We start from the raw sequence: 25,222 nt of genomic DNA, 5'->3' as shown, positions 1-25,222 counted from the left end.
TGCAGGATTATCCCCGAATGATTCTTGGTTATTCTGACCAATAATCGATAACATCCAGACTCTACCTGAAAAAGCTAAAAATAAAGACGAGAATATCAACGATGATTTCAAACCCAGAGAAAAGCCATGCTTGGCTATGCTACGCACCAGTGAGAGGGGAAATGGTTCAGGTCGTGAGAAATTTCTTGACGGGCGAGGAGAAATGTTGTACTAAAGAGCGGATAATGGCACTATTGTTTCAAATATGAACAGGCAACCAAAATGCTGAGTAACTAGGCCGGGGCATGGGTCTGGTGTGCAATGAGTAAAGGGGAATGACGTGGACAAAAAAGCGGTATCATTTTTCGCGGTGGGGCTGGGGGTTGGTATTATCATTTCGACATTGCTGTTCAGTGTGTTTATCCGACAAATGAAAAACCGGGACAGTGGCAGTACGGTGGTATTGAAGTTATCGCATGGTCTTGAGCCGACCCACCCGGTGCACAAGGGGATGGTGCTGATGGCCGAGCGGATGCTGGAATTATCCGGCGGCAAGGTCAAGATTGAGATTTATCCTTCCGGGCAGCTCGGCAACGAGACGGAAAATATTGAGCAGCTTCAGAATGGGGCGCTGGATATGGCCAAGGTTTCGGCGGCGCCGCTGGAAAGTTTTGTCAAGGAAATGACGGTCTTCAGCATTCCGTATGTCTTCCGGGACCACGACCATTATTGGAAAGTGCTGGAAGGGCCCATCGGACAGGATATGCTGCTCAAAGGGGCGTCCAGGGGGCTGCATGGCATTTGCTATTATGATTCAGGCAGTCGGAATTTTTATACCGTGTCCAAGCCGGTGCTGACGCCGGATGATTTAAAGGGACAGAAAATTCGCGTTCAAAAAAGCGAAACAGCAATGAAGATGGTCGAGATCCTGGGCGGGTCGCCGACACCGATCCCGTGGGGCGAGCTTTATACCTCCTTGCAGCAGAAAGTTGTGGATGGGGCAGAAAACAACCCCCCAAGCTTTTATACCAACCGGCATTTTGAAGTCTGCAAGCATTTTTCGCTGACGGAACATACCCGTATTCCCGATTTATTGCTGATGAGCGAGGTTTCGTGGCAGAAGCTGTCCCCTCAGGTGCAGATGTGGCTCAAGCAGGCGGCGGAGGAATCCGTGGTGTATCAGCGCAAGCTCTGGGCGCAAGAGACCGAAAGCAACCTGCAAGAGTGCCAGAAGCTTGGGGTTAAGATTTATCGTCCGGATCTGAAGCCATTCCAGGAGAAAGCCCGCCAGATGTACAAGGATTATGACGGAACAGTGGTTGGCGAGATGATTCAGAAAATCGAGGCGGTACAATGAATGGATTGGTGCGATTATTATATGGTATCCGTCATGTTCTGGTTAAACTGCTGCAATGGGCGGCGATTGTGATTATGACGGTGCTGGTGGTGGATGTGTTGTGGGGGGTGTTCAGCCGGTATGCCATGGGGCATCAGAGCCCCTGGACCGAGGAAGTGGCGACGATTCTGCTGATGTGGATTTCGCTGCTTGGGGCCAGCCTTGCCTATGCGGAAAAAGGGCATCTGGGGGTGGATTATTTTGTCGGCAAGCTGGAGCCGTCGGCGCAGCGGACCAACGAGATTCTGGTGCATCTGATTGTGGGGCTGTTTTCGGCTGCGGTGATGGTCTATGGCGGCTGGATTCTGTTTAGCCGGACGCTGGAGTCGGGACAGACGCTGCCGGCGTTGAAGATCCAGGCAGGGTATAAGTACATCGTTGTTCCCATCAGCGGGTGTTTTATGGTGCTGTTTGCGATGGAGCATATTCTTGACCTGTTGAATGCCCGAAATAAGCAAGGGGAGGCCGCACAATGATTGAAGAAATCCTGATTCTGGTGATTAGTTTTGCGGTGCTGCTGCTGATGAATGTGCCGATTGCGATTTGCATCGGGGCGGCGTCGTTTCTGACAGTGCTGGCGATTGGCAATGTGGAATCATCGTATATTGTGGCCCAGCGGATGGCCGGCGGGGTGGAAAGTTTCCCGCTGCTGGCAATACCGTTTTTTATCCTGTCGGGGTATTTGATGGGCGAAGGCGGCATGGCCCGTCGGCTGATTGATTTTGCATCGGCGGCGGTGGGCTGGTGCCGAGGCGGGCTGGGTTATGTCAACGTGTTAACCTGTATGATGTTCGGGTCGATTTCGGGGTCTGCGGCCGCGGCGGTGTCGTCGGTGGGTGGTTTTATGATTCCCCAGATGAACCGGCAGGGGTACGACAAGGCCTTCAATGTGGCGCTGACCTCGACAGCGGCGACGACCGGGCTTTTGATTCCTCCGAGCAATGTGATGATTGTGTATGCGGTGGTGGCCGGCAGTGTGTCGGTGGCGGACTTGTTTATGGCAGGAGTGTTGCCGGGCTTGCTGATGGGCTTGTGTCTGATGGTTGCCAGCGGGTTGATTTGCCGGTTTCGCGGGTACGGCGGGGCGCAGACAACGTCGCTGAAACGGATTCTGAGTACTTTTGGCGAAGCGGTGCCAAGTCTTCTGTTGATTGTAATTGTACTGTATGGGATCCTGGGCGGGATTTGTTCGGCGACGGAGGCCTCAGCGGTCTCAGTGGCCTATGCGCTGTTTCTGACAGTGTTGATTTATCGGGAAGTGAAACTTTCAGCACTGCCCCGGATTCTGCTGGCCTCGGCCAAGACGACGGCGGTGGTCATGCTGCTGGTGGGCTGTTCGACGGCGATGAGCTGGGTGATGGCCCGCGAGAATATTCCGCAGAATGTCAGTGCGGCGATGCTGTCGCTGTCGAATGATAAAATGGTACTGCTGCTGATTATCAATCTGATCCTGCTGCTGGTGGGCATCTTTATGGATATGACGCCGGCGGTGCTGATTTTTACGCCGATCTTTCTGCCGGTGGCGATCAAGCTGGGGATTGACCCGGTGCATTTCGGGATGATTCTGATTGCCAACCTGTGTATCGGGCTGTGTACGCCGCCGGTGGGAACATGTCTGTTTATAGGCTGCGGCGTGGGACGCATCAGTATTGCCCAGGCGCTGCCGAGCCTGCTGCCGTTCTTTGTTGCGATGATTGCGGCGCTGATGGCGATTACCTACCTGCCGTGGCTGTCACTGTGGTTGCCCAGCGTGGTGCGAGGCCTGGGGAACTAGCACCAGCAACAGTGAACGGTATACAAGACGAAAAAGATTGATTTATCAGTCTTGTATGCTACAGTGTCATGGATTGAAAGCTGGACAATATGAGACGATATTCCAGAATCATGATATGGGTTATGGCGGTTTTGCTGCCTGGCGGAATACTGCTGAGCGGGCATACCGGCCCATTGACCGACAATTCTGAGAAAAGCACCGAGGCCGGCATTCGTGCCGCGATGGTAACGGTTTCTCTGGTCATGTATGATCAATCCCATAGCCGCGTTCGTTCGGGCGGGGATTTATCCTTGTCCGGCTGGGTTGTCATGCCTGCGATGGGTTTTCATCGGATAGCGGTTTCGGGCTACTCGGTCCGCACGTTTTGTCATTCCTTTAATCCTCTGGAATCGACATTGATTTCGCTGGATTGTCAGCTCCAGATTTGAGCTTTCTCTGTACGCCGGGGTCGTGTCATACAATAATCGATATTCAACCTAAACTTTGTACGGAAATAGTCTATGAACGCTGCACAAATTGGACATTTGATTAGCCAAAATAAGATAGAGGATGCCTTAAAGATTTTACTTGCTATTCCAGACAAGACAAACTGGGTACAGAATGCATTGGCTGTCTGCTATATGCGTCAGGGCAATGCTGAAAAAGCGGTTTCGGTTTTATTGGATGCAGTGTATCAAAAAAATTCTGTTGTCATCAAACCTGGCGTCTCGGATACGACCAAATTGAATCTGGCGGCGGCGATGCTGCTGGCCGGTCGGATTGAAGGGGGCTTAAGTGTCCTCCAGGAGGTCCAGCACGACCTGCCGATGAAAAAACAATTGGAAAATGCATTCCAAAACTGGAAAAAGCAGCAGTCAATTGGGTCTAAGATTCTGATGGTGCTGGGTGTGTATCCGACCGACAAGCCGGTAGCAATGGATTTTCCGCCCGGCCAGATTGAAGTGGACCTGAAAGCGGAACATTTTGCACGTTAATTCATCAGTACAATGAAAGGATCAGCGGCAATTCGGCATTTATCCTCCAGTTCTGTTCAGGACGATTTCGATTTGCTGTATTATCAAGGATAGTCTATGTCTATTGTTTTGATTGGCATCGGCCTTGTGCTGCTGTATTTCGGGGCTGAGTGGCTGGTGAAGGGTGCCTCGTCTCTGGCGATTCGTATGGGGGTGCAACCGCTGGTGATTGGGTTGACGGTGGTTGCGTATGGCACCAGCGCGCCGGAGCTGACCGTCAGTACGCAAGCGGCGATCAATAATCTGGGCGATATTGCGGTGACCAATGTCGTGGGATCCAATTCGTTCAATCTTTCGCTTATTTTGGGTGTTTCAGCTCTGATTTGTCCGATCAGTGTGAGCCGGCAGTTGATTCGCTGGGATGTGCCGGTGATGATTGCGGTTTCGCTTTTGTGTATGTTGTTCCTTCGGGATTTGGCACTGTCACGGCTGGAAGGTGCGATTCTGTTCGGCGGGGCGGTGCTTTATACGGTGTGGACGTTTTATCAGGCCAAACGTGAGCCCAACCAGTCGCTCGCCGGGGAAGTGTCTGTGGAAGTCAGCGATGGCCCCAAAGGTTTGTTGCTGATTGGAGGATTGATTCTGGCGGGGCTGGTCTTTCTGGTATTGGGATCCAAGTCCCTGATTGCCGGGTCGATTCGTGTGGCGCAGTATTTCGGCATTTCCGAGGCGGTGATTGGATTGACGATCATCAGTGCGGGGACCAGTCTGCCGGAGTTGGCGACATCGGTGGTGGCGGCGATTCGGCGACAGCCGGAGATTGCCCTCGGCAATGTGGTTGGCTCGAATATTTTTAATATTCTGGCAATTTTGGGGTTGTCCTCTCTGGTGAAGCCCTATTCGTCGCCAGGGTTGACGAACGTGGACCTGCTGATGATGCTGAGCATGGCGGTACTGTCGCTTCCATTTATGTGGTCGCGGTTTCGGCTGGATCGCTGGGAAGGGGGCGTCTATCTGCTGTGCTACGGACTTTATCTGGCCTATCTATGGCCGACGTAAATTGGCGTGAGCAACGAGAAAAAACTTGCGGAAAGTTGCGGATAAATTATGCTTGAGGGCAAGATGTCTGAACCGGTTCCTTTCATTGATTTATAAGGAAAATGGTATGAATGGTTTGTTTTGCATAAACATGCGACGGATTTTGGCGGTTAGTTTGCTTGCTTTTGCCGGGATTGCTTTCGGGGTAGAGCAGGCCTATCTATTTACTTCGTTTCGAGACAATGGCGACGGGCTGCATCTGGCATACAGCAGTGATGGGCTGCGGTGGACAGACCTGGATGAGGTGTTTTTGGTGCCGGAGGTGGGCAGCAAGCTGATGCGTGATCCGCATCTTTTGCGGGGGCCGGACGGGGTGTTTCATCTGGTCTGGACGACCGGCTGGAATGATAACGGGATTGGTTATGCCCGCTCCAAAGACCTGGTGAACTGGTCTCAGCAGAAATATATCCCGGTAATGGGCAAGGTGGAGGGGACGAAGAATTGCTGGGCGCCGGAGACGTTTTATGATGCCAAACGCGACGAATATATGATCACCTGGTCGTCGGATGTGGCGGGGCGGTTTGCTGAAACCGTGTCACAGGATCGGATGAACAACCGCACGTATTTTGTTACGACCAAGGATTTCGAGACGTTTAGTGAGCCTAAGGTGCTGCTGGAGCCGGGGTTTGACCATATTGATGCAACGATAATGGAGGTTGGCGGCAAGTTTGTGCTGACTTTCAAGGAAGGCGATATGCAGGCCAAAGGCAAGTGGGGACCGATTTGGCAGGCGACGGCAGATGACCCGCGGGGGCCTTATACGGTCAATCCGGTGCCGCTGCTGACGCAGCGGGCGGAAGGGCCGACGATGGCCCGGGTGGGTGAGGATGTCGTTTTATATTACGATTTCTATAGCGATGGCCGATATGGTGCGATGCGGAAGTCCGGCGATGGGGGCTGGGCCGATATCAGCGACCAGATTCGGCCGGTCAGGGGACAGCGGCATGGAACTGTGCTGGCGGTGGATGCAGCGATTGTGGATGCACTAAAGGCCCGCAAGGCTAAGCTGCCGCCGGCGCCGGTGGTGCCGGGGTATCATGCGGACCCGCATATTGCGGTGTTTGGCGGGCGGTATTATCTTTATCCGACTACCGACGGCAACGAGGGATGGTCTTCGACGTCGTTTAGCTGTATGTCTTCAACGGACCTGGTTCACTGGCAGAATCACGGTGTCATCCTGCGGCTGGGGGTGGATGTGTCGTGGGCGGACAGGTATGCCTGGGCACCGGCCATTGCAAGCAAGCATGGCAAGTACTATTTCTATTATTCGGCGGCTCAGCAAATCGGAGTCGCGGTGGCTGAGTCTCCCACAGGGCCGTTTACGGATCCGCTGGGCAAACCGCTGGTTGCCAAGGGGGCATATCCCTGCCAGTCGATTGACCCGATGGTCTTTGTGGATGACGACGGGTCGGCGTATCTGTATTTCGGGCAGGGCAACTGCATGGCGGTCAAGCTCAATGACGATATGATTTCCTATGATCCGGCCGGGATGAAGCGGATTACACCGCCAGGGTTTAATGAGGGCAGCTTTGTTCTGAAACGCAAGGGCAAGTATTATCTGATGTGGTCAGAGCATGATACGCGTGACCCGCGGTATAGTGTGGCGTACGGGGTTTCGGATTCGCCGATGGGGCCGTTTATCAAGGCCAAGGACAATCCGATTTTGAAAGCCAAGGGGATGGTGCTGGGGGCGGGCCATCACTCGGTGGTGCAGGTGCCGGGCAAGGATGAGTATTTTATCGTCTATCACCGCTTTGCTATCCCTGGCGGGACCGGTTACAAACGCGAGACGTGTATCAGCCCGATGCGGTTCGATGCTGAAGGCAATATTTTGCCGGTGGATGTATATGAATCGGCAGTGATACAAAAATAAGCAAACAAACCAGGGGTTTTCTCGTAGAACCGTAACAGTAAAATAAGTTTAACAGAGTGACAAGCTCAACAGGATTGTGATGAATAGACCTAAATTTTTTCAGACCAAATACAGCCGCAAACTGGAAGATTTGTTTTTTCTCCGGCAAGATGCGATTCTGACCGAAGAATATCATCGGATGGAGGCGATGAAAGAGACCAAAGAGGCTCTGGCCCGGGTTTCGGGTATTACCAATGACCAGATATTGGAGACGTTTGTGCAGATGAATATCCGGCCGGAGGTTCTGGCGTCGCTGGCGTTAATACCACTGATTGAGGTGGCCTGGGCGGATGGCTATGTGGATGAGCGGGAAAAGGCGGCGATTCTGGATGCGGCGGCCAGGTCTTTTTTTGCCAAAGACAGCATTGATTTTGCCTTGCTCAAACAGTGGATGGAGCATCGCCCGTCGCCGGAGCTGCTGGATGCCTGGATGCACTATATTCAGGGGCTTTGCGAGACGCTGACGGCTGAACAGAAGAACAATCTCAAACAGGAATTGATTGGCCATGCCCGGCAGATTGCCCAGGCTGCAGGCGGTTTTCTGGGATTTGGCAGCAAGATATCGGATGCGGAGCATCGCGTTCTGGATCGGCTGGAATCGATGTTTGAGTAATATCTAAATACGAGTTGGATATTTGAATTACAAAATCTATCGCAAAGTGTCTGTAAATCGATGATTTTTTCTGGCCATATTGGATTAATGTATCAAAAAGCGAGAATTTCTATGTAAATCACATAGTCCACTATATGATAATCATATAGTGGACTTGTATTAATGCATACATATTTGTCAACAAATCAAATTATACCTTAAAGGTATGATTATTCCGTGAGTAAAAGAAGCAAGTGATTGAAGCTGCTGTACTTAACCGCGAAGAACCGGAAAATTTCAAGTACGATCAGTAAATTTCACATTGTCAATCGTGTGAAAGCGGAAATTCGGAGCAGAACACTAAAACTGGATACCCGCCTCCGCGGGTATGACAAGTCGTATCGTTTAGTCCAAGTTGATATACCCAGTGGTGTATTTATTCTTCGATCAAAAAAACAAGCGGTTGATTTGGTATCTTTAGCTCACCGAAACTCAAAATAGCAGGCAGATATGAGTCGAATTCTTTTTGGTGCGGATTTACTGCAGCAGGTGGGTCAGCAGGATTTTGAGACCGATGCCGATGAGGATGAGTCCGCCGAAGACTTCGATTTTATTTTCAAAGAAATGGCCGAGGCGTTTGCCGATTTCCCAGCCTGCCAGGCAGATGACAAAGGTAATGATACCGATGAGGGTAACGGCTTGAAAGATGGATGGGGTGACCAGCGACAGGGTGATGCCGACGACCAGGGCGTCGATGCTGGTGGCAATGCTAAGGGCCAGCAGGACACCGAGTTTGGACGGGTCTTGCGGTTTTTGACCGACTTCTTTGATTTGAAATGCCTCATAAATCATTTTGCCGCCGATAAGGGTCAGCAGGATAAAGGCCAGCCAGTGGTCATACGAAGTGATATAGCTGATTAATTTTTCTCCGAGAATCCAGCCGAGGAAGGGCATTAGCGCCTGAAAGCTGCCGAAAAACAGGGCCATGCGAATGGCGTGGCCGATATGGAGCTGGCGATAGAGGCTGCTGGTGATAACCGAGACAGCGAAGGCGTCCATTGCCAGGCCGACGCCGATGCCGGAAACCGAAATTAATTCCAATCCAGTCATTGTTTTGCCTTGCGGGGAATGATATCGAACACCGTAATTTCCGGCCGTGCCAGAAAACGCACCCGCGGCAGCCAGCCGCCGTCCAGGCCGATGCCGCGATTGGTGTACATCGTTATAGGTCCGTATTGATTTAATCCGCGTTCAAAGGATTTGCCGGTCATTGACATGGTGGTGATAGCTCCCCAGACCGGCAGGGCGACCTGTCCGCCGTGGGTGTGGCCGCACAGATATAAATCAATCGGCAGGTCTTTAAGCCAGACGATAAAGTCGGGGGTATGGAATAAAAACACGGTGAAGAATTCTGGCTTGAGTTTGGTGATGACCGGGCCGCTGTGGGGACCGTGCATATAGCCCAGGCCGGCGATACAGAAGGTTTCGCCGTCTTTTTCGAGGAACCGCACGTCCTGATTGAGAACTTCAAAGCCCGTGCCGGCGAAGCGGTCCAGGTCGGTCATGCGTTTGGTGTCCCAGTTTCCGGTGACGGCGAATTTGCCGATGGAGGCGTTGAGGCCTGTCAGTGTTTTGCGGAACAGATCCAGTCCTGCGGGGGAGTTGATGGCATCACCCGTGAAGACGACCAGGTCAGGATTTAGCGGATTGATAATCCCGGCTAAGCGGGGTTCGAGACGAACCTTGCCTTCGCAGTGCAGGTCGGAAATCTGGACAATCCGCAGAGAGGTGTTGACCAGTTTGTCGGTTTCGAGCCGGACGGTGACAACTTCCAGACGATACGGCTCGATAAAGTAGCCATAGAGCAGACAAACCAGGGCAATCAGACATAGAATATGATTAATAATCATTCCGCGTGAGGTCAGTATCCTCTGGGTGGGTTGTTTTTTTAGCCGCTGTATGAAAAAGCGCAGCAGTTGAATGAATTCAATACTAAATATGGCCGCCAGCAGCAGCGTAAAGAGTAACACCGGAAGAATGAATGACAGCGGTTCCTGCATTATGAGACCGCCTTGACTATATCGGGATGGGTGAGGTCTTCGACGATGCGTCCGCCGGGCGGGACGATCAAAAATTCGCGATCGTTCCAGTCGCCATCAACCAATCGCTGCATGAGGCCCGGGCTGCCTTCGACGTGATCGTATTGCCAGTGCAGATACTCAGCACAGCGGCGAGTATAATCGGACTGCTGGTCGGCTCCGGCCAGATGCCAGTCGATATAGACCGCCCAGTTATACTCCTTCATCCAGGTCTGCTCCATCTCCAGCAGATACTGGGCATTGTCGGGGCCGTATTTTTCGGAATAGTCAGCCAGCAGGCGTTCGTATCGGTCCCGGCCAGGCATGGTACCGGTGGCGATCCAGCCGTCGCTGTACCAATAGACGCCGCGGTGAGAGTCGATGTAGTTCTGGTAGGCCTCCCGTGAGCCGAGCAGCAGGGTGATGCAGTCGTGGGCGCGGGGCAGGATGGTTTTGATGGCCGCCCGCAGGCCGACGGTGCCATTGCCGCACAGGCCATAGCCCAGCAGCATCGCGTCATAGGGATTTCCCTGATTGTCGCAGGTTTTGTCGAGTTCTTTCTGGACCTCGGCGCGGAGGATGTCCGGCGTATTGTGCAAACCCTGCGGCATCAGGATGATATCCACGATATTGCCGCTGCGGGCCGCGACGGTGTACGCTTCTTTCTGGATGACCTTGCAGACGATAAATTTCAGACGCATGGCGGAAATTGTAGCGGAAAAGAGGGATTTTTTCCATTTTCATTTTTCCTTTTTCCTTTTACAATGATGCTTATGTCCAATATTTCCAGACAGGTTATTTTTCGGGGGCACGTGCAGGGCGTGGGATTTCGCTATACCACCCGGAATATCGTGCGCGGTTATCCGGTGACGGGGTATGTCCGCAATCAGGACGATGGTTCGGTCGAGGCCGTGCTGCAGGGAACTGAGGCGGATGTTCAGGCGTGCATCGACGAGATTCAGGAGTATTTCGGCGGCTATATCCGGAGTGTGACTATTTCGCCGATGGTGTATAACCCCAACTGGACGGAGTTTGAGATTACGTTTTAGAAGGCTCTAAAGACGCATTTGTGTCGCCCCGCTGGGGCTTGTTCGAGAAAGATATACGCAACCGGGGGTTTCCACCCCCGGCTATTTTATACGACCCCTTTGGGGTCACAAAAATTGATTGTTTTATACGATTTTCGTAAAAGCACGCTGCATCATGCCGGTTTTTTCTCAGAATAATCTTTTGCTGTCGAGCAGCATGGTGACGGGGCCGTCGTTGGTGGAGTCGATTTGCATGTCGACGGCGAAGATGCCGGTCTGGACGGGGATGCCCAGGCCGCGGAGGGTTTCGATGGTCTGTTCGTAGAGGGCTTTGGCCAGGGCGGGTGGGGCGGCCTGTGAGAAATCCGGCCTGCGTCCCTTGCGGCAGTCGCCGAACAGGGTAAACTGGCTGATCAGGAGGATGCCGCCGGCGATATCCTGCACACTGCGATTCATCTTGCCGCCATCGTCAGCGAAAATCCGCAGATTGGCAATCTTGTCGGTGATATAAGCCGCATCCATCGGACCATCGTCTGGCCCGACCCCCAGAAAGACCAGCAAGCCCTGCTTAATCTCGCCGGTGATTTGGCCCTCAACAGTGACGGAGGCCTGTTTGACGCGTTGTACTACAGCTCGCATAATGTTTATTCCCATGTGGCGATTTTTTCCAGGCGGCGAACAATATCCAGATGCTGGGTGCAGGCCAGTTCGCAGCGGCCGCACTGGACGCAGTCTTTCGCTTCGGCCCTGCGGTCCACGAGGATGCCCCATTTCTTTTGTATGTCCAGACCTTTGGCCATTTCGCTGTCGGTCTTGCCGACGAGGACTTTCTCGTTGTAATACTGCATATACGATGCAATCGGGATATCTTTGGGACATCGGCCCATGCAATAGCCGCAGCCGGTGCAGAGGCGGTCCATATTCTTTGTAACATGGCGTCGGATACGCTGGATATCCTCTTGCGAGAACGGCTGGGCGCTGTTGGCCACGCGGCAGGCGGTGTCAATATGCTCACGGGTGGTAAAGCCGACCAGGGTGACGGTAATCTGCGGGCAGCCAACGCAGAAGCGAATCGCCGCTTCGGTTGCGGTTTCGCCGGGGCCTGCCAGAAAGGCAAGCTGTTTTTCGTGAGTGGGGATGATGCCGCCGGCCAGCGGATTCATCGCAACTACGCCCATCCCGGCCCGATGTGCCGCCTCGACACCTTCCCAGCGGTACAGGAAATTCAGGATATTGATCCCGATTAAAATTCCGTCGAATTGATGTTTGTCAATCAATTTGACAATCTCCGGGCCGCGGAGGTGGGACGAGACGACGATATGGCGGATGAGTCCTTTTTCTTTACAGCGCAGCAGGCCTTCGTATTGGCCGCCGGGCCGCATGGCAAGGTCGTATTCTTCCATCCGGCGGATGCACCAGACATGATAGAAATCGATATAGTCGCATTTGAGACGGGACAGGGATTTTTCGACGGCCTTTATGGATTTTTCTGCGGTGTCGTAATCTTCGGGCAAACCCTTGGTGGAGACAAAGAACTGATTCCGCCGGGGTTTCATCGCGGCAAAGGCCCGGCCGTAAATGTCCTCGCTGCGGTCCTTGCAGTAGTCGGGTGCGGTGTCAAAATAGGTGATGCCTTTGTCGAAAGCATAGCGGAGCAATTCGGCATTGGCATCGTCGGTGCAATTGAGGTCAAATCGCATCCCGCCAAAGCCGATGGCGCTGACTGAAAATCCAAGGCTGCCGTAAGGTTTCGTAATCATTTATGATTCCATACACTTTGGTTACTTTGATTCTGAAATTGTATAATACAGCTTGAAATTGTCCAGATAAAACGTGGTTGCCGCGTCTGCATTGCTGATAAATCCTACCCATTGCAGGGTGTGAAAATCTTTTGACAGCATCGGCATCTTTTCGATGCTCTGGGGCGATTGACCGGCAGGCGTCCAGGTGATTGACCATTGCTGCCCAGTCAGTTCCAGATGGAGCTGGACGTGAATCCATGTATCGGCGGGCAGGGCGACCGGAGATTTGCCGGGAATGTGCAATTGTCCATCGCGAATCGACAGATTTGGCCCGGTTTGATATGGGGGCTTGTTGTAATCCCGTCCCTCAATGACGATGTCGCAGCCGTCAGTGACTTTCAGGTCAAAGCTGCAGTCGGCGGTGCCGTCGGGATAATTGCAGCGATAGACCAGGTGCGGATTATAACGCTGAGACAGACCTGCGGCATCCTGAATCTTGAGACAGTGTTTGCCTGCGGCGGCGGTGTCGTCGGTGATGACAATCGCATCACCTTTGTTTTCGACATGATTTTCAGCGGCAGGGGCAGCACCGGGAGCGTAGTCTTCAAAATCGTCGTCAATGGCCACCGGCGGCGGGGGTGGTGCGATTTTTAATGGCTTAACAGGGATTGACCTCGCCAGCCTGACCCAGTCCATGGGCCCATAGACGCCTGCATCGTCGGCTTTGAAGGCTTTGAATCCGAGCTTAAAAGCCGGCGAATCCGCGGCCAGTTTACCGTCGAATTTGGAAATGTCGGTAAATTTCGGGTCGGCGATAATTGAATGCGTATCGCGGCCGAGTTTTTGCCACTGTTCAAAGGTCATGCCGGCAAAATCAAACGTGCCGCTGTCGGCCCGATAGTAGCAGTTGTTATCCATCTGTACCCTGATACGGTCCCAGGGGCCGTTGAGCAGGGCGCCCTTTTCGAAATAAATAATGTTTCTGTCGAAGATAAACGACAGATGCTCTTCGACGCGCGAGGCCTGAAGCTGGGCCAGTTCGCTGTCGATGAAGATGTTGTTATGGATGTGGTTGTCTTTGCCGAAGTGCTGATGAAAGCCGCCGGTCTTGGTCCGATACACGAGGTTATAGGCCATCTCGATATTGCTGCTGCCTTCGTCGGTGTAAAGCCCCCAGCCGCCATAGGAAAAGGCATAGACATCGTGAATCACGTTGTGGTTGACGGTGGTGCCTTCGGAGGGACCGAGGGTATAAACCGCACCCATATCGCTCAGGACGCCATAGCCGATATGGTGGAGGTAATTATAATCGATGCGGTTGCGTTTGGCCGGGCTGTGGTCGTAACCCCATCGCCAGCCGACCGAGACGGCGGTATAATACAGGTCGGCGATTTCGTTGTGGGTGATGATATTGTCGGGGCTGTGGCCGATCCAGACGCCCACGGCACAGGGAAACAGATAGCCCATTGCATGCAGGATGTTGTTATCCACGAGGATATGGCTGGTCTGGTCGGCCAGATTGGCGGCGATAGCCGTTGAGCCGATTTTGATGCCGCCGGCGCCGGTGTCGGTAATATGGCAGCGTCTGACGGTGCATGTCGTGCAGGCGTCACGGAACCACATGGCATAGGTGCCGATGTGGGCGATGCGGCAGTCTTCAAAGACGATATTCCTGGCGCCGTCGGCATGGACAGCGGCGCCAATCTGTACAGCGGCCTGTTGCGGCTCGAAGCCCTCCGGGCCGGACAGATACTGGCCGTGTTCAAATGCCAACCCTTTGAACTGGATATGTTCGACGATCTGGTTGTCGGCGGGGCTGCCCTGGATGCGGATAAATTGCTCCAGCCGCGGGGCGATGACCTGCACGTTGGCCATGTCTTCGCCGGGCAGAGGTTTATAATACAGCCAGCCATCCCGGGCCAGAAACCACTCGCCGGGGGTGTCCAGAAACGCCATCGCATTTTCAAAGAAAAACGGCGTGTCGGCAGTCAAGGGATTCCACGATTTCATCAGGCCGCCTTCGATTCGCATGGCGTTTCGATGGATGTCCAGGTCTCGCAGGAACTTCCGCGTGATATCCCATTTGTGATAGGCGACCATTTGAACATCATTGAGGGATTTGGCGTCGATGCCGGCCAGTGCAGCAGTGGTCTCCGGATGCAGCTTGATGGTCTGGACGGCTCGGTCGTTTTCCAGGCGGGTCTCTCGTACGGATTGCATATAATAATAAAACTCGTTGGGCGTTCGTGCCCGTACCGCCCGCCTGCCATCGACAAACAGCTGCTCGAAATACCATTTTCCATGGGCGACTTCGGGCAGGTGGGTCTTCCAGATGCCATCCTGATGCGGCTGCCAGCCAGTGATGGCCACGCCTCCGCTAAAGACAGGCTTGGCTCCGGCAGCGGCCTGATAGACCACCGGTGTTTGCGGCTGGCCGCTGTCCTGTGCGGTCAGCTCAAGCGTCTGCGTCATCGTATAAATTCCATCGCAGACGATGATGCGTACAGGCGTTTCATTGGGTTCTCCCGCTCGCAGTTTGCGAATCACATCGCGTGCGGCAGTCAGCGTGGCCAGAGGGCCGTTGGATTTGTCGAGGTTGGGTTTGTCATACATACCCGACCAGGCATCATTGCCGTCGGGGCTGACATAGACGGTTACGGCTGTGGTGTGCGCAGACACGACCAGCATTACCGCAAGGGCAATGCTGATGACTTGACATCGATGAGTCATGAGATTTCTCGCTGTTAAGATTGAGTGACGGTGTGAACGGTTTTGCACCGCGGACATTGCACTCGGTTGGTTGGCAGATTCGGCGGCAGTTTGAGTTTGACGCCGCAGGAGCAGTCAATAAAGGCAAACCCCTGTTGCTGGCGGATGAAGTCGCCCAGGCGAATGCGCTGTTGGGCCTTGTCAGTGGCCTGCGACTGCGGCTGGGACCGGATATCGGCCTGCCGGGTGGGGATGGATTCGGAGTGATTCAGAGCCGAGGCAGGAATGATGCCGGATTTGCCTGTCACCGAACGATAGGCCTGCTCGTAATCCTGGTAATTGGCACCGTGCATCATCGCCCGCAGGATACGAATGCGTTCCTCGGGAGCAGGATGGGTACTGAACAAACTGGCCTGTCTGCCCCGAAACGGACTGGAGATATACATCGGAGCGGTTACTTTATTGGCGGTTTCCATCGGGATGTTGCTGCCGGTAATTTTTTCAAGGGCACTGGCCAGCCCTTCCGGATAACGCGTTAGACGGACAGCGCCCGCATCGGCCAGAAATTCCCGCTTGCGCGACAGGGCAAAATAGAGAATCTGGGCCATTAGCGGTGCCAGAATCGCGGCTATCAGGGCGATGATAATCATCAAACCCTGTGCGTTATTATTGCCGCGGCTGGAGTACCGTCGATGGGAGCCATACATCGTGCCCCGCAAAAAGACATCGGCCAGCAGGACGATGGTGCCCAGCATGATACCGGCCAGGGTGACAAACAGGATATCCCGGTGCACGATATGGCTGACTTCGTGGGCGATGACGCCCTGAAGTTCATCGCGGTTGAGTTTGGCCAGCAGACCTTCGGTAACCGCGACGGCTGCTTTGGACGGATTGCGACCGGTCGCAAAGGCATTCGGGGATGGGTCAGGGATGATATAGACTTTGGGCATGGCCGGAAGCTGTGCGGCAATTTTCATTTCTTCGACGATGTTAAATAGCATCGGATGGACTTCGGGCGTGACTTCGACAGCACCGCTGGAAGCCAGCAGAATCTGGTCGCCTGAAGAAAAACTGATGAGTGTCAACAGCAGCCAGACTCCGCCTGCGATCAGGATGCCGACGCTGACACCCTGCGGGCCGAGGAAGGCGTAGCCCAGCAACCCTCCCAGTCCCAGCAGCAGACCGGCCATGGCCGTCAGCAGAATCATCGAGTTGCGTTTGTTAATCCGTATCTGTTCCCACATCTGTGAAAAATTCTAAATTCTAAACTCTAAACTCTAAATTCGAAACGCCAAGTGAAGAGAAATCAGAATTTTACTTTTGGCACTTCGCGTTCAGCGGGGCTTTCGATTTCAAAGAAATCGCGTTTGGTAAAGTTGAACATCCCGGCCACGATATTGCTTGGGAACATCTGGATCTTGTTGTTATAGCTCAGCACCGCATCGTTGTAAGCCTGGCGGGCGAAGGCGATCTTGTTTTCCGTGCTGGTCAGGGTTTCCTGCAATGACAGGAAGTTCTGATTGGCCTTCAGGTCCGGATAGTTTTCCACCACCAGCATAAATTTGCTCAGGGCTTCGGTCAGGGCACCCTCGGCTTTGGCCGCCTCGGCGACGTTTTTCGCTCCCATCGCCTGGCTGCGGGCCTGAGTGATGGATTCCAGGGTCTGTCGTTCGTGCTGCATATAGCCTTTAGCGGTTTCGACGAGGTTGGGAATCAGGTCGTGCCGCCGTTTAAGCTGGACATCAATCTGTGACCAGGCGTTGTCCACCTGGTTGCGTCCGCCGACCAGCCCGTTGTAAATGCCGATGACAACCACCGCCGCTACCAGAACCAGACCGCCCAGCAGCAGAATCATCATGACCATTGCACCTAATCCAGCCATTCTTAATCTCCTTTCAGAATTTTAGGGTTTGCAAGTGTTGCATAAGGCTTGCAAATACCTAAGATTTTAGGTCTCCAAACATCTCTTTTAACATCCGTACGACTTTTCCATCCGAGTCCACTTGTCCGTTCTCCAGTACCCGGGTCAATTCCCCCCGGTCAAACCACAGGCCATGGACCAGACAGCGATCCAGCAGGACCTTATTATGGACATCCCCGACGTTGACTTTTTCCATTTTTTTTCGACAAATCGGACATTTTCGTGCGGTTTCAGTGCAATTCGGGGCCACTGTGAGAGAAGATAACACCTGGCGGGCCTGGGTTTCATCGGACAGTAAACTCTCCAATTCGCCGGCATCGAGCCAGATTCCCCCGCACGTCCCGCAAAAGTCGATTTCGACATGCTCCAATTCGGCCGTAATCATGGGTTGTTTGCAATTGACGCAATCCATAGTAATCCTTTCTTGTGGATAGCAGGGAATATGGTAGTCCTTTTGGCGGAGTTTGTCAAGGTTTACGCTGCCCAATGTCCTGAAATCCGACGTCGTTTTGTCTTGACTTTGGACGCAATCGTCATAATATGGTTCAAATTGTGACAGGAATTGAAGTTGCCTTGAATTTCGAACAGACAACCCGGGAAAAGTTGCTCATGATAGTCGATTGTCATACACATTTATATTCTGATGGGACGCGGATTTCGCCGCAGGAGCATCGCAGTGCCTGCAAAGATCTGGATGCCTGCATTGTTCTGGCCGGCTGTCAGGGCGACCGCCGCAGTGCTAATGAGGCTCTGTCAGACTATGTTCGGCAAAACAGCAAAGCGGTAGGTTTTGCCACCATCAATCCTACTGAAGACCCGGTGACCGTCCGGCAATTGAAAAAAGAGGTTTTAGATAAGGACCTTCGCGGTCTTGTTCTATATTGTGCCGAGGAGCGGTTTCATCCGGCCCACAGTCAGGCGATGAATCTCTATGAGGCAGCGGCAGAGCTGAATCTGCCGATTTTCTTCCATAATTGTCCGCCATTCAGCCAGCAGGCGGTGATGGATTATGCCCGACCGTTCCAGTTGGATGAGATTGCCCGGACGTTTCCGACGCTGAAAATCGTTGTTGGGCGGATGGGATTTCCCTTTATCGAGCAGACCTGGTGTCTGCTGGGCAAGCATGAAAATGTATTCGCCGATTTAACGATTATCCCGCAGAAGGTCTGGGAGGTGTATAACCTGGTGATGTCGGCGTATGAGGCCGGGGTGATGGATCGGCTGCTGTTCGGCAGCGGGTATCCATATGCCCTGCCGCAGACCTGCATCGAGGCCCTGCTGGGCTTTAACAAGATGCTGTCGGATACACATCTGCCGCAGGTCCCGCGGGAAAAGCTTCGCAGTGTGATTGAACGCGACAGCTTGGCCGCTCTGGGCCTGAAATAAAGATATATACCGTAAGACCGCTTTTTAGCGGTCTTTTTTTGCATGATGAATCTGTTTTGACGTGCAATCGTATGAGTCGTGAACATTGGGGAAGCAAGCTGGGGGTGATTTTGGCGGTGGCAGGCAGTGCCGTGGGCCTGGGCAATTTCCTTCGGTTTCCGGGCATTGCTGCCGATAACGGCGGCGGGGCATTTATGATTCCCTATTTTGTGTCTTTCCTGCTGCTGGGGTTGCCGCTGATGTGGATTGAGTGGACCATCGGGCGATTCGGCGGCGGTTTTGAGCATAGCACCGCCCCGGGTGTGTTTCAGACGATGTGGCAGAAGAACCGCTTCATCAAATATTTCGGCGTCATTGGCATCTTCGGTCCGACGGTTATTTTCATCTATTATACCTATATTGAATCGTGGCTATTGGGATATGGCGTTTTTTCGGTGACGGGACGGTACGCTGCATGTACGGACTCGACGCAATTGGCAGAATTTCTCAAGGGCTATCAAGGGTTGGCTCACAATGAATATTTTTCCGGTCTCGGAACCGCGTATCTCTTTTTTTTGCTTACATTTATCACGAATATCACCGTGCTGTGTTTTGGCATACGCGGGGGGATTGAGCGGGTCTGCAAGTGGGGGCTGGTGGTTTTGTTTGGGCTGGCGGTGATTCTGGTGGTGCGGGTCCTGACGCTGGGGGCGCCGGACTCGGCCAGGCCCGAATGGAATCCCATCGCGGGCATGGGTTTTCTGTGGAATCCGCAGTGGGAAAAACTCAAAGAAGCCAAGGTCTGGCTGGCGGCGGCGGGGCAGATATTCTTTACCCTGAGTGTCGGCTTTGGCGTCATTTTGACCTATGCCAGCTACCTGACCAGGCAGGATGATGTGGCCCTGTCCGGGCTGACGGCGGCGACCACCAATGAAATGGCCGAGGTGATTCTGGGCGGCAGCATTGTGATTCCCGCGGCATTTGCGTTTTTAGGCCCCCAGGCTACACAGGCCATTGCCGGGCAGGGGTTGTTTGACCTGGGCTTTATCACCATGCCGCTGATTTTTGAGAAGATGGCCTATGGAAGCATCTTTGCCGCGATGTGGTTTTTCCTGCTGTTTATTGCCGGTGTGACCAGTTCGATTTCCCTGGCTTTGCCGGCCATTGCGTTTCTGGAGGATGAATTCGACCTGAGCCGCCGCGAGGCGATTATTATTTTTGCGACGATAACTTTTATTTTGTGCCAGCCGGTGATTTTCTTCCTGGGCAACGGCGTGCTGGGCGAGATGGATTTCTGGGGGACCTCGGTCAGCCTGGTGGTCTTCGGGACGATTGAGGCGATTTTGTTCGGCTGGGTTTTCGGGATCGACCGGGCCTGGACGGAACTGCATCAGGGGTCGGATATTCGCATTCCGGGTTTTTATCGCTGGATTATCAAGTATGTAACACCGCTGATGCTGCTGACGATTATCGGCGTCTGGGTCTGGCAGGAATGGAAGTCAAAATTGCTGATGGACGAGGTGGAAGAGGCTAACCGGCCGTTTGTGCTGATGACCCGCATCGGCCTGATGGGCCTGTTTGCATTCTTATTGATTATGATATGGGTGGTCTGGAAACGACGTCATCCCTCGGAGGAAACTTCATGACAACGGCCGGATGGATTTTCATGCTGATAAGCTGGGGAGTGATTCTGGGGCTGTTTGTGTATTGTATGGTACGCACGCTGTTCAGCGGGAAACGAAACAATAAGTGATATAGGCTAAGGTGCGGTTTCGGGGACAATTTTTTTGGGGAAACGGTATTCTTGCTGGATTTTTCTCACGATGTGAGTTATTTTATTGCTGTAAGAAAATAAACCGTATTATTGGTGCCGGATTGAACCTTGTCGCCTGCGGCAGGGTCATCCATGCGTGTGGAGGTTTTTCATGACCAAGCGTAGTGAAATGTCGGAATTAACCCAGGTCTCCCGTCGTAACCTGCTAAAAACCATCCTGTTTACCCCCCCGATTTTGATGTTCAGCAAGGGCGGTCTGTTTGCGGCAGAGGATATCCAGCCGGTGTTCAAACCCCGTATCGTGCCGCCCGGACAGAAGATTCGCATCGCCCAAATCGGCGTTTTCAACCGTGGCAACGAGGTTCACAATGAATTTCGTCGATTTACGGATAAGCAGGTCGAATTTACCGCCTTTGCCGATGTGGCCTTTACCACGCATGATTTCAAGATGAAAAATTACCCCGATGTCCCGTGTTTCCGGGATTACCGGGAGATGTTCGAGCAGATGCATGAGAAGATTGACGCGGTGGTCATCTGTACGCCGGACCATGCCCATTTTGCCCCGGTGATGCACGCGATGCTGCTGGGCAAACATGTCTATGTCGAAAAACCGATGGCCCAGAACGTCTATGAATGCCGCTTGCTGGAAAAAACGGCCCGGGCGTGCAAGGTTGTTACGCAGATGGGCAATCAGGGCCATTCCGGGGCCGGCACGATTCAGTTCGGCCAGTGGGTCGAGGCGGGGCTGGTCAAGAATGTCAAACGGATTGACGCCTGGATGGCTAACAGCCGTCGCTGGCATGGCTGGACTGATAAAGCCTATCCGGAAGAAATCCCGCCGATCGGCTATGACTGGGATCAGTGGCTGGGCCGCCGGCCGTTCCGCCCCTACAGTGAAAAGTTAGTCAACGGCAACTGGCGCTGCTGGTTTGAGTTCGGCTGCGGTGCCATGGGCGACTGGGGAGCGCATATTCTTGATGCCGTTCACCGTTATCTGAAACTGGGCCAACCCTATGAAATTACCACAGAGCTCAAAGGCCCCAGTGACCTGATTTATCCGCAAGGCTCAGTCATTACATTCAAGTTCAGGGCCCGCGAGGGAATGCCGCCGGTCGAATTAAAATGGTATGATGGTCAGGGGAATGTGCCGGCCGCGCCTGAAGGTTATACCGAAAAACTCGGCATGGTCGGATCGCTGATTTATACCGAAGATTATGTCATCCGCGGCGTCAGCCATGGTGCCGATTACAAAATCATCCCGGCTGCGAAAATGGATGAGCTGAACAAAGCTGGCAAGCTGCCAAGGCCCGAAGGCAGACTGCCGAATCATTTCCAGAACTTCCTGAATGCCTGTCAGGGGCTGGAGCAGGCCAACTCGCGATTTGAAATTGCGGCTCCTCTGGCGGAACTGTTGTGCCTGGGCTGCATCGGACAGCGTTTTGGCGGCACGCTCCAGTACGATGCGGATGCGATGGCAATTACCAATCATCCCGAGGCCAACAAAATGCTCAAAGGTCCCGAGGTTCGTGCCGGATGGGAAGCTTACGACAAGCAGCAGCTGGTCAAATCCAAGGTATCGCAGATCAAGTCCCCCGATGCGGTTGAATGGGAAAATCTGTTGGCGGACAAGACGCTGGCCAACTGGGAAAATCCGTATGACTGGGGCAAGGCCGAGTATGTGGATGGTGAGGTCCATCTGACCACCGATAAAGGCAAGTGGTTCCTCGTGACCAAAAAAGAGTATGCCAATTTTGTCTTTGAAGGCGAAATCAAAATGCCGGTCAACGAAGGCAATTCCGGCTTTATGTTCCGTTGCCAAAAGAAGAAAAATTCGGTCTGGGGGTATCAGGCCGAAGTGGATACGGCGGACCGCAAGTGGTCCGGGGGCTTATATGATGAAGGACGCCGGATGTGGTTTATTTCGCCCAACCGTGACAAAGCCGACACGGAAGAAGAAAAGAATGCCTCCATTGCCGCGTTCCGTGCCCGTGCCGGAGAATGCTACAAGCAGGGCGAATGGAACCGCTATCGCATCGTCTGCGTGGGTTCGCATATCCAGATTTACGTTAATGATGTGCTGACCACTGATATTCACGATGAGATGGATCTGGCTGGTCATATTGGCATCCAGCATCATGGTGAAGAGGGGCTGGTTTATAAATTCCGCAATCTGCGCATCAAGGACCTCGGCTCTGGCGGCGAAGTGTATTATCCGCACCGTGAAAATGCCAAGGCCGCACCAATTCCGTCCAAGATGGACGGGGCAATTTATGAAGCCGAATCCGCCAAAATGGTCGGCTGCAGCAAGGCCGATAATCAGGCTGGCTATCAGGGGACGGGGTTTGCCGATTTTGGTGATGCGGGAAGCTCCATCGAATGGGATAACGTACTGGGCGACAAAGACGGCCAGGTTACGCTGACGTTCCGTTATGCCACACCCAACAATCGGCCGTGCAATCTGATTGTCAACGGCGTGGATGCGGGACGGATTGAATTTGCCGCGACCAAAGGCTTTACCGACTGGAAGACGGTGGATATGACCGCGACGCTGAGAAAGGGTCAGAACTCCGTGAAGGTGGTGGCGATTGGCGCCGGACCGAATCTGGACGCGATGGCTGTTAAATAAGGATTGACTCAAAACAAAAACGGATTCAACGCCCGCATATGGGGTTGAATCCGTTTTTTATGCCTCATGGACGAATCTGCTCCTTCAGGGGGTAATGGGGTTTTATGTTCTGCTTCCCAGGACTCCTCTATGGAAATGATTTTCTATTAACGATGCACTCCCAACTTCGAACTTTTCCCTTGTGTCCTGCATGATGCGCAGAATAAAACAGGCGGGTTTTTGAGGCCCGCCTGTGAATATTATTTGAATCCTTCGATTGGCTTTGTGATGTACTTGTCCGTCACGGCTTTATCGAGATCAACGCCGTTGATATTGGCCAGCGTACACAGCCACGCCAGGACATCGGCAAACTCTTCTTCTTTATTCTTGTGGTCGTCGCCGGCCAACGCTGTTGCCAGCTCGCCGACTTCCTCGACAAACCACATAAAGGTTGCCGGCGTCCCGCGTTCACGGTCGCGACGGCCATACTTTTCCTGAATAAGCTGCTGAAAAGCCTTTAATTCCACGAAACCAGCGGCTCCGGTTTAGGCTTCCCAACCCAGCATCTTGCTGAGGCGAGCTTTTTCATAAATGACACGGACTTCATCAGTCGCCTTGCGACAGACTTCTTCCATCTTCTGGCTGAACGGAGCATTGTTGGTCTGTTCGGCCAGGTGCAGATGGCTATGGAGTGGGCCATCTACGGCTTCGATGATTTCCAGCAGGGTAATGCTTTCGGCCGGGCGAGCCAGGAAAAAGCCGCCGCGAGGTCCGCGTTTGCTGCGGAGGACGTTGGCACGAACCAGCTGCTGAAGAATCTTCAACAGATACTCCAGCGGAATGTTGTATTCTTTGGATATCCGAGCTGCCAGAACCGCGCCCTCTTTATAATTCATAGCGATATAACCGACTGCTACAAGAGCGTACCCTGTTGATCTGCTGATTTTCATATTCAGGCCTCCTGAATATTAGTTATGTTAAGTTTCTTGTTTCCCGATTGGTTATCGGACGACAGCAAGTTTTATATGTGAGTTGGTTAATCACCTATTTCTAATATACCTGCCTCTGTATAGTGTTATTATCAATAAAAAGTTCAAGAGTAGCAAGAGAAATTTTGTCGAAAAATAAAATTTTCTTTTATTAGACTATGTAACTCTATAATATCCTTATATTCAACTGGATAAGTCAGGTTTTCTTTTTTATGGCTTTAAAGCTTGACAGGGTGGCCGGATTACTTTACGATTTCCCAATAATTTTGACGAGGAGACTCATAATGGATCAATCGAATCCAAATCTGAGCATTGAATATATCGACAGCGTCACCGTGGCGGTTCCAACCGATGCGAAAATTCTGGACGAAGAACAGATTCAGGCGCTGGAAAAGACATTTATGCCCCTTATCGAACAGACTAACGGTATCCGTTTGCTGATAGATTTTTCAAATGTGCAGTTTCTGACCAGCTCGGTGCTGGGCTTGTTAATCCGAATTAACCGAAAAGTCTTGCAGGTGGAGGGCCGGCTCAGGCTCTGTTGTATCGATCCGAAGATTCTTGAGATATTCAAGATTACCCGGCTCGATAAGGTATTCGAACTCTATCAGGACAGGCAACAGGCGCTGGAAGGTTTTTGAAAAATACCCCTTTCCACTGCGGTTTTGCCGGTCGGATTGGGTATATCCGGCTAAACAGGCAAAAGCCGCTACGGGGCCATCCGGACAGGTTCCGGGCAGTCCAGCGTATCGAGGTTGCTATCCGATGAAAGGTGTCGTCAAAGGATGCAGTCAGAGACTGTCTATACAAAATCATGTGTCATCCCCAGCACAGCCGCTGCGGTCGGCCAGCTTTGCAGGGAGATTCTCGATACGGCGAAGGAACGCGGTTTTGGGGAGCAGGACCTGTTTGCGATCCATCTGGCCCTCGAAGAGGCTTTCATGAATGCCGTCCGGCACGGCAACCAGTCCGACCCATCCAAGAATGTTACCGTTGAATTGCTCATAACTCCTGAAAAATTCGATATTTCCATCGCCGACCAGGGGTGCGGTTTTGATCCGGCAGCCCTGCCCGACCCCCGCCAGGGCGAAAATCTTTATAAGACCGAAGGCCGGGGCGTGCTGCTGATTCGGGCCTATATGGATATTATCGAATACAACACCACAGGCAACTGTGTCCATCTGGTCAAATTTCGCGGCAAGGGGCTGCCTGTCATTCAGTAGGCACTTTGTCCGATAACTCAACTCTGTCTATCCAGCCATCTCAATTTTTTGCATAAAATCGCTACAATCGTTAATTTTGCCTAA

General features: G+C 52.9%; 25 protein-coding genes. 14 read left to right on the top strand and 11 right to left on the bottom strand.

Annotated elements, in window-relative coordinates; all coding sequences use genetic code 11:
- The first annotated feature begins 319 nt into the window (after positions 1–319).
- From ACQ9LF_RS01860 to ACQ9LF_RS01825, 8 genes are all read left to right on the top strand, one after another.
- Complete coding sequence (locus ACQ9LF_RS01860) at positions 320–1,336, top strand: TRAP transporter substrate-binding protein (protein WP_462487661.1); 1,017 nt, start codon at positions 320–322, stop codon at positions 1,334–1,336.
- Positions 1,333–1,851, top strand: coding sequence for a TRAP transporter small permease (locus tag ACQ9LF_RS01855; RefSeq protein ID WP_462487660.1), 519 nt, complete (start codon positions 1,333–1,335; stop codon positions 1,849–1,851). Before ACQ9LF_RS01860 ends, ACQ9LF_RS01855 begins: the two co-directional genes overlap by 4 nt.
- The gene (locus ACQ9LF_RS01850) at positions 1,848–3,149 is read left to right on the top strand and encodes a TRAP transporter large permease (protein ID WP_462487659.1); all 1,302 of its coding nucleotides are present in this window, start codon (positions 1,848–1,850) and stop codon (positions 3,147–3,149) included. Before ACQ9LF_RS01855 ends, ACQ9LF_RS01850 begins: the two co-directional genes overlap by 4 nt.
- Before the next feature lie 122 nt (positions 3,150–3,271).
- The gene (locus ACQ9LF_RS01845; protein WP_462487658.1) at positions 3,272–3,577 is read left to right on the top strand and encodes a hypothetical protein; all 306 of its coding nucleotides are present in this window, start codon (positions 3,272–3,274) and stop codon (positions 3,575–3,577) included.
- A gap of 72 nt (positions 3,578–3,649) precedes the next feature.
- Positions 3,650–4,123: a hypothetical protein gene (locus ACQ9LF_RS01840; RefSeq protein ID WP_462487657.1), complete on the top strand. Its 474-nt coding sequence runs from the start codon at positions 3,650–3,652 to the stop codon at positions 4,121–4,123.
- Between the two features lie 96 nt (positions 4,124–4,219).
- A complete protein-coding gene (locus tag ACQ9LF_RS01835) occupies positions 4,220–5,161 on the top strand; it encodes a calcium/sodium antiporter (protein ID WP_462487656.1) in 942 nt (313 codons plus the stop codon).
- A 106-nt stretch (positions 5,162–5,267) separates the two neighbouring features.
- Positions 5,268–7,073, top strand: coding sequence for a family 43 glycosylhydrolase (locus ACQ9LF_RS01830; protein ID WP_462487655.1), 1,806 nt, complete (start codon positions 5,268–5,270; stop codon positions 7,071–7,073).
- Between the two features lie 79 nt (positions 7,074–7,152).
- On the top strand, positions 7,153–7,725 hold the full coding sequence (locus ACQ9LF_RS01825; protein WP_462487654.1) for a tellurite resistance TerB family protein: 573 nt from the start codon (positions 7,153–7,155) through the stop codon (positions 7,723–7,725).
- Between the two features lie 516 nt (positions 7,726–8,241).
- Here the strand turns inward: ACQ9LF_RS01825 and ACQ9LF_RS01820 are convergent.
- The 3 genes from ACQ9LF_RS01820 to ACQ9LF_RS01810 are packed head-to-tail and all read right to left on the bottom strand — an operon-like array spanning position 8,242 to position 10,483.
- On the bottom strand, positions 8,242–8,814 hold the full coding sequence (locus tag ACQ9LF_RS01820; RefSeq protein ID WP_462487653.1) for a manganese efflux pump MntP: 573 nt from the start codon (positions 8,812–8,814) through the stop codon (positions 8,242–8,244).
- Positions 8,811–9,764: a metallophosphoesterase gene (locus ACQ9LF_RS01815; protein WP_462487652.1), complete on the bottom strand. Its 954-nt coding sequence runs from the start codon at positions 9,762–9,764 to the stop codon at positions 8,811–8,813. Before ACQ9LF_RS01815 ends, ACQ9LF_RS01820 begins: the two co-directional genes overlap by 4 nt.
- Positions 9,764–10,483 carry a DUF1638 domain-containing protein gene (locus ACQ9LF_RS01810; RefSeq protein ID WP_462487651.1) on the bottom strand — a complete coding sequence of 240 codons (720 nt, stop codon included), beginning with the start codon at positions 10,481–10,483 and terminating at the stop codon, positions 9,764–9,766. The genes ACQ9LF_RS01815 and ACQ9LF_RS01810 overlap by 1 nt, the downstream gene beginning before the upstream one ends.
- Positions 10,484–10,555: 72 nt before the next feature.
- On the opposite strand from ACQ9LF_RS01810, the gene ACQ9LF_RS01805 reads away from it, so the two are divergent.
- The gene (locus ACQ9LF_RS01805; protein ID WP_462487650.1) at positions 10,556–10,831 is read left to right on the top strand and encodes an acylphosphatase; all 276 of its coding nucleotides are present in this window, start codon (positions 10,556–10,558) and stop codon (positions 10,829–10,831) included.
- 168 nt (positions 10,832–10,999) lie between these two features.
- On the opposite strand, the gene dtd is transcribed toward ACQ9LF_RS01805, so the two are convergent.
- From dtd to ACQ9LF_RS01775, 6 genes are all read right to left on the bottom strand, one after another.
- Positions 11,000–11,449, bottom strand: a complete 450-nt coding sequence (gene dtd, locus ACQ9LF_RS01800) for a D-aminoacyl-tRNA deacylase (RefSeq protein ID WP_462487649.1) — start codon at positions 11,447–11,449, stop codon at positions 11,000–11,002.
- Positions 11,450–11,454: 5 nt separating this feature from the next.
- Complete coding sequence (locus tag ACQ9LF_RS01795; protein WP_462487648.1) at positions 11,455–12,570, bottom strand: aldo/keto reductase; 1,116 nt, start codon at positions 12,568–12,570, stop codon at positions 11,455–11,457.
- Positions 12,571–12,591: 21 nt separating this feature from the next.
- Positions 12,592–15,282 carry a right-handed parallel beta-helix repeat-containing protein gene (locus tag ACQ9LF_RS01790; protein WP_462487647.1) on the bottom strand — a complete coding sequence of 897 codons (2,691 nt, stop codon included), beginning with the start codon at positions 15,280–15,282 and terminating at the stop codon, positions 12,592–12,594.
- Positions 15,283–15,296: 14 nt separating this feature from the next.
- Positions 15,297–16,505: a M48 family metallopeptidase gene (locus ACQ9LF_RS01785; RefSeq protein ID WP_462487646.1), complete on the bottom strand. Its 1,209-nt coding sequence runs from the start codon at positions 16,503–16,505 to the stop codon at positions 15,297–15,299.
- A 62-nt stretch (positions 16,506–16,567) separates the two neighbouring features.
- Positions 16,568–17,125: a LemA family protein gene (locus ACQ9LF_RS01780; RefSeq protein WP_462487717.1), complete on the bottom strand. Its 558-nt coding sequence runs from the start codon at positions 17,123–17,125 to the stop codon at positions 16,568–16,570.
- 76 nt (positions 17,126–17,201) lie between these two features.
- Complete coding sequence (locus ACQ9LF_RS01775) at positions 17,202–17,594, bottom strand: zf-TFIIB domain-containing protein (protein WP_462487645.1); 393 nt, start codon at positions 17,592–17,594, stop codon at positions 17,202–17,204.
- Positions 17,595–17,734: 140 nt separating this feature from the next.
- On the opposite strand from ACQ9LF_RS01775, the gene ACQ9LF_RS01770 reads away from it, so the two are divergent.
- From ACQ9LF_RS01770 to ACQ9LF_RS01760, 3 genes are all read left to right on the top strand, one after another.
- Positions 17,735–18,568 carry an amidohydrolase family protein gene (locus tag ACQ9LF_RS01770; RefSeq protein ID WP_462487644.1) on the top strand — a complete coding sequence of 278 codons (834 nt, stop codon included), beginning with the start codon at positions 17,735–17,737 and terminating at the stop codon, positions 18,566–18,568.
- A 71-nt stretch (positions 18,569–18,639) separates the two neighbouring features.
- Complete coding sequence (locus ACQ9LF_RS01765; RefSeq protein WP_462487643.1) at positions 18,640–20,193, top strand: sodium-dependent transporter; 1,554 nt, start codon at positions 18,640–18,642, stop codon at positions 20,191–20,193.
- Between the two features lie 279 nt (positions 20,194–20,472).
- Positions 20,473–22,947, top strand: a complete 2,475-nt coding sequence (locus tag ACQ9LF_RS01760) for a 3-keto-alpha-glucoside-1,2-lyase-like domain-containing protein (RefSeq protein WP_462487642.1) — start codon at positions 20,473–20,475, stop codon at positions 22,945–22,947.
- Positions 22,948–23,186: 239 nt separating this feature from the next.
- Here ACQ9LF_RS01760 and ACQ9LF_RS01755 read toward each other — a convergent pair whose 3' ends face one another.
- On the bottom strand, positions 23,187–23,453 hold the full coding sequence (locus ACQ9LF_RS01755; protein ID WP_462487641.1) for a MazG nucleotide pyrophosphohydrolase domain-containing protein: 267 nt from the start codon (positions 23,451–23,453) through the stop codon (positions 23,187–23,189).
- A gap of 18 nt (positions 23,454–23,471) precedes the next feature.
- Positions 23,472–23,876: an RrF2 family transcriptional regulator gene (locus ACQ9LF_RS01750; RefSeq protein ID WP_462487640.1), complete on the bottom strand. Its 405-nt coding sequence runs from the start codon at positions 23,874–23,876 to the stop codon at positions 23,472–23,474.
- A gap of 323 nt (positions 23,877–24,199) precedes the next feature.
- Here ACQ9LF_RS01750 and ACQ9LF_RS01745 point away from each other — a divergent pair, with 323 nt between their 5' ends.
- Entirely contained in the window at positions 24,200–24,556 is a 357-nt protein-coding gene (locus ACQ9LF_RS01745; protein WP_462487639.1) for an STAS domain-containing protein, read from the top strand.
- 144 nt (positions 24,557–24,700) lie between these two features.
- On the top strand, positions 24,701–25,138 hold the full coding sequence (locus ACQ9LF_RS01740) for an ATP-binding protein (RefSeq protein WP_462487638.1): 438 nt from the start codon (positions 24,701–24,703) through the stop codon (positions 25,136–25,138).
- Positions 25,139–25,222 lie beyond the last annotated feature (84 nt).

Origin of the sequence: Anaeroglomus insulsum (genome assembly GCF_050689095.1) — a bacterium.
Taxonomy (GTDB): Bacteria; Planctomycetota; Phycisphaerae; order Sedimentisphaerales; family Anaerohalosphaeraceae; genus Anaeroglomus; species Anaeroglomus insulsum.
Note: the sequence above shows the minus strand (reverse complement) of the source record. Positions and strands in the feature narration are given on the sequence as shown.

What these genes read in the sequence shown, in the direction of transcription:
- ACQ9LF_RS01855 (WP_462487660.1), top strand. Translation starts at nt 1,333, where the DNA reads ATGAATGGATTGGTGCGATTATTATATGGTATCCGTCATGTTCTGGTT.
- ACQ9LF_RS01850 (WP_462487659.1), top strand. Translation starts at nt 1,848, where the DNA reads ATGATTGAAGAAATCCTGATTCTGGTGATTAGTTTTGCGGTGCTGCTG.
- ACQ9LF_RS01845 (WP_462487658.1), top strand. Translation starts at nt 3,272, where the DNA reads ATGGCGGTTTTGCTGCCTGGCGGAATACTGCTGAGCGGGCATACCGGC.
- ACQ9LF_RS01840 (WP_462487657.1), top strand. Translation starts at nt 3,650, where the DNA reads ATGAACGCTGCACAAATTGGACATTTGATTAGCCAAAATAAGATAGAG.
- ACQ9LF_RS01835 (WP_462487656.1), top strand. Translation starts at nt 4,220, where the DNA reads ATGTCTATTGTTTTGATTGGCATCGGCCTTGTGCTGCTGTATTTCGGG.
- ACQ9LF_RS01830 (WP_462487655.1), top strand. Translation starts at nt 5,268, where the DNA reads ATGAATGGTTTGTTTTGCATAAACATGCGACGGATTTTGGCGGTTAGT.
- ACQ9LF_RS01825 (WP_462487654.1), top strand. Translation starts at nt 7,153, where the DNA reads ATGAATAGACCTAAATTTTTTCAGACCAAATACAGCCGCAAACTGGAA.
- ACQ9LF_RS01820 (WP_462487653.1), bottom strand. Translation starts at nt 8,814, where the DNA reads ATGACTGGATTGGAATTAATTTCGGTTTCCGGCATCGGCGTCGGCCTG.
- ACQ9LF_RS01815 (WP_462487652.1), bottom strand. Translation starts at nt 9,764, where the DNA reads ATGCAGGAACCGCTGTCATTCATTCTTCCGGTGTTACTCTTTACGCTG.
- ACQ9LF_RS01810 (WP_462487651.1), bottom strand. Translation starts at nt 10,483, where the DNA reads ATGCGTCTGAAATTTATCGTCTGCAAGGTCATCCAGAAAGAAGCGTAC.
- ACQ9LF_RS01805 (WP_462487650.1), top strand. Translation starts at nt 10,556, where the DNA reads ATGTCCAATATTTCCAGACAGGTTATTTTTCGGGGGCACGTGCAGGGC.
- dtd (WP_462487649.1), bottom strand. Translation starts at nt 11,449, where the DNA reads ATGCGAGCTGTAGTACAACGCGTCAAACAGGCCTCCGTCACTGTTGAG.
- ACQ9LF_RS01795 (WP_462487648.1), bottom strand. Translation starts at nt 12,570, where the DNA reads ATGATTACGAAACCTTACGGCAGCCTTGGATTTTCAGTCAGCGCCATC.
- ACQ9LF_RS01790 (WP_462487647.1), bottom strand. Translation starts at nt 15,282, where the DNA reads ATGACTCATCGATGTCAAGTCATCAGCATTGCCCTTGCGGTAATGCTG.
- ACQ9LF_RS01785 (WP_462487646.1), bottom strand. Translation starts at nt 16,505, where the DNA reads ATGTGGGAACAGATACGGATTAACAAACGCAACTCGATGATTCTGCTG.
- ACQ9LF_RS01780 (WP_462487717.1), bottom strand. Translation starts at nt 17,125, where the DNA reads ATGGTCATGATGATTCTGCTGCTGGGCGGTCTGGTTCTGGTAGCGGCG.
- ACQ9LF_RS01775 (WP_462487645.1), bottom strand. Translation starts at nt 17,594, where the DNA reads ATGGATTGCGTCAATTGCAAACAACCCATGATTACGGCCGAATTGGAG.
- ACQ9LF_RS01765 (WP_462487643.1), top strand. Translation starts at nt 18,640, where the DNA reads ATGAGTCGTGAACATTGGGGAAGCAAGCTGGGGGTGATTTTGGCGGTG.
- ACQ9LF_RS01760 (WP_462487642.1), top strand. Translation starts at nt 20,473, where the DNA reads ATGACCAAGCGTAGTGAAATGTCGGAATTAACCCAGGTCTCCCGTCGT.
- ACQ9LF_RS01750 (WP_462487640.1), bottom strand. Translation starts at nt 23,876, where the DNA reads ATGAAAATCAGCAGATCAACAGGGTACGCTCTTGTAGCAGTCGGTTAT.
- ACQ9LF_RS01745 (WP_462487639.1), top strand. Translation starts at nt 24,200, where the DNA reads ATGGATCAATCGAATCCAAATCTGAGCATTGAATATATCGACAGCGTC.
- ACQ9LF_RS01740 (WP_462487638.1), top strand. Translation starts at nt 24,701, where the DNA reads ATGCAGTCAGAGACTGTCTATACAAAATCATGTGTCATCCCCAGCACA.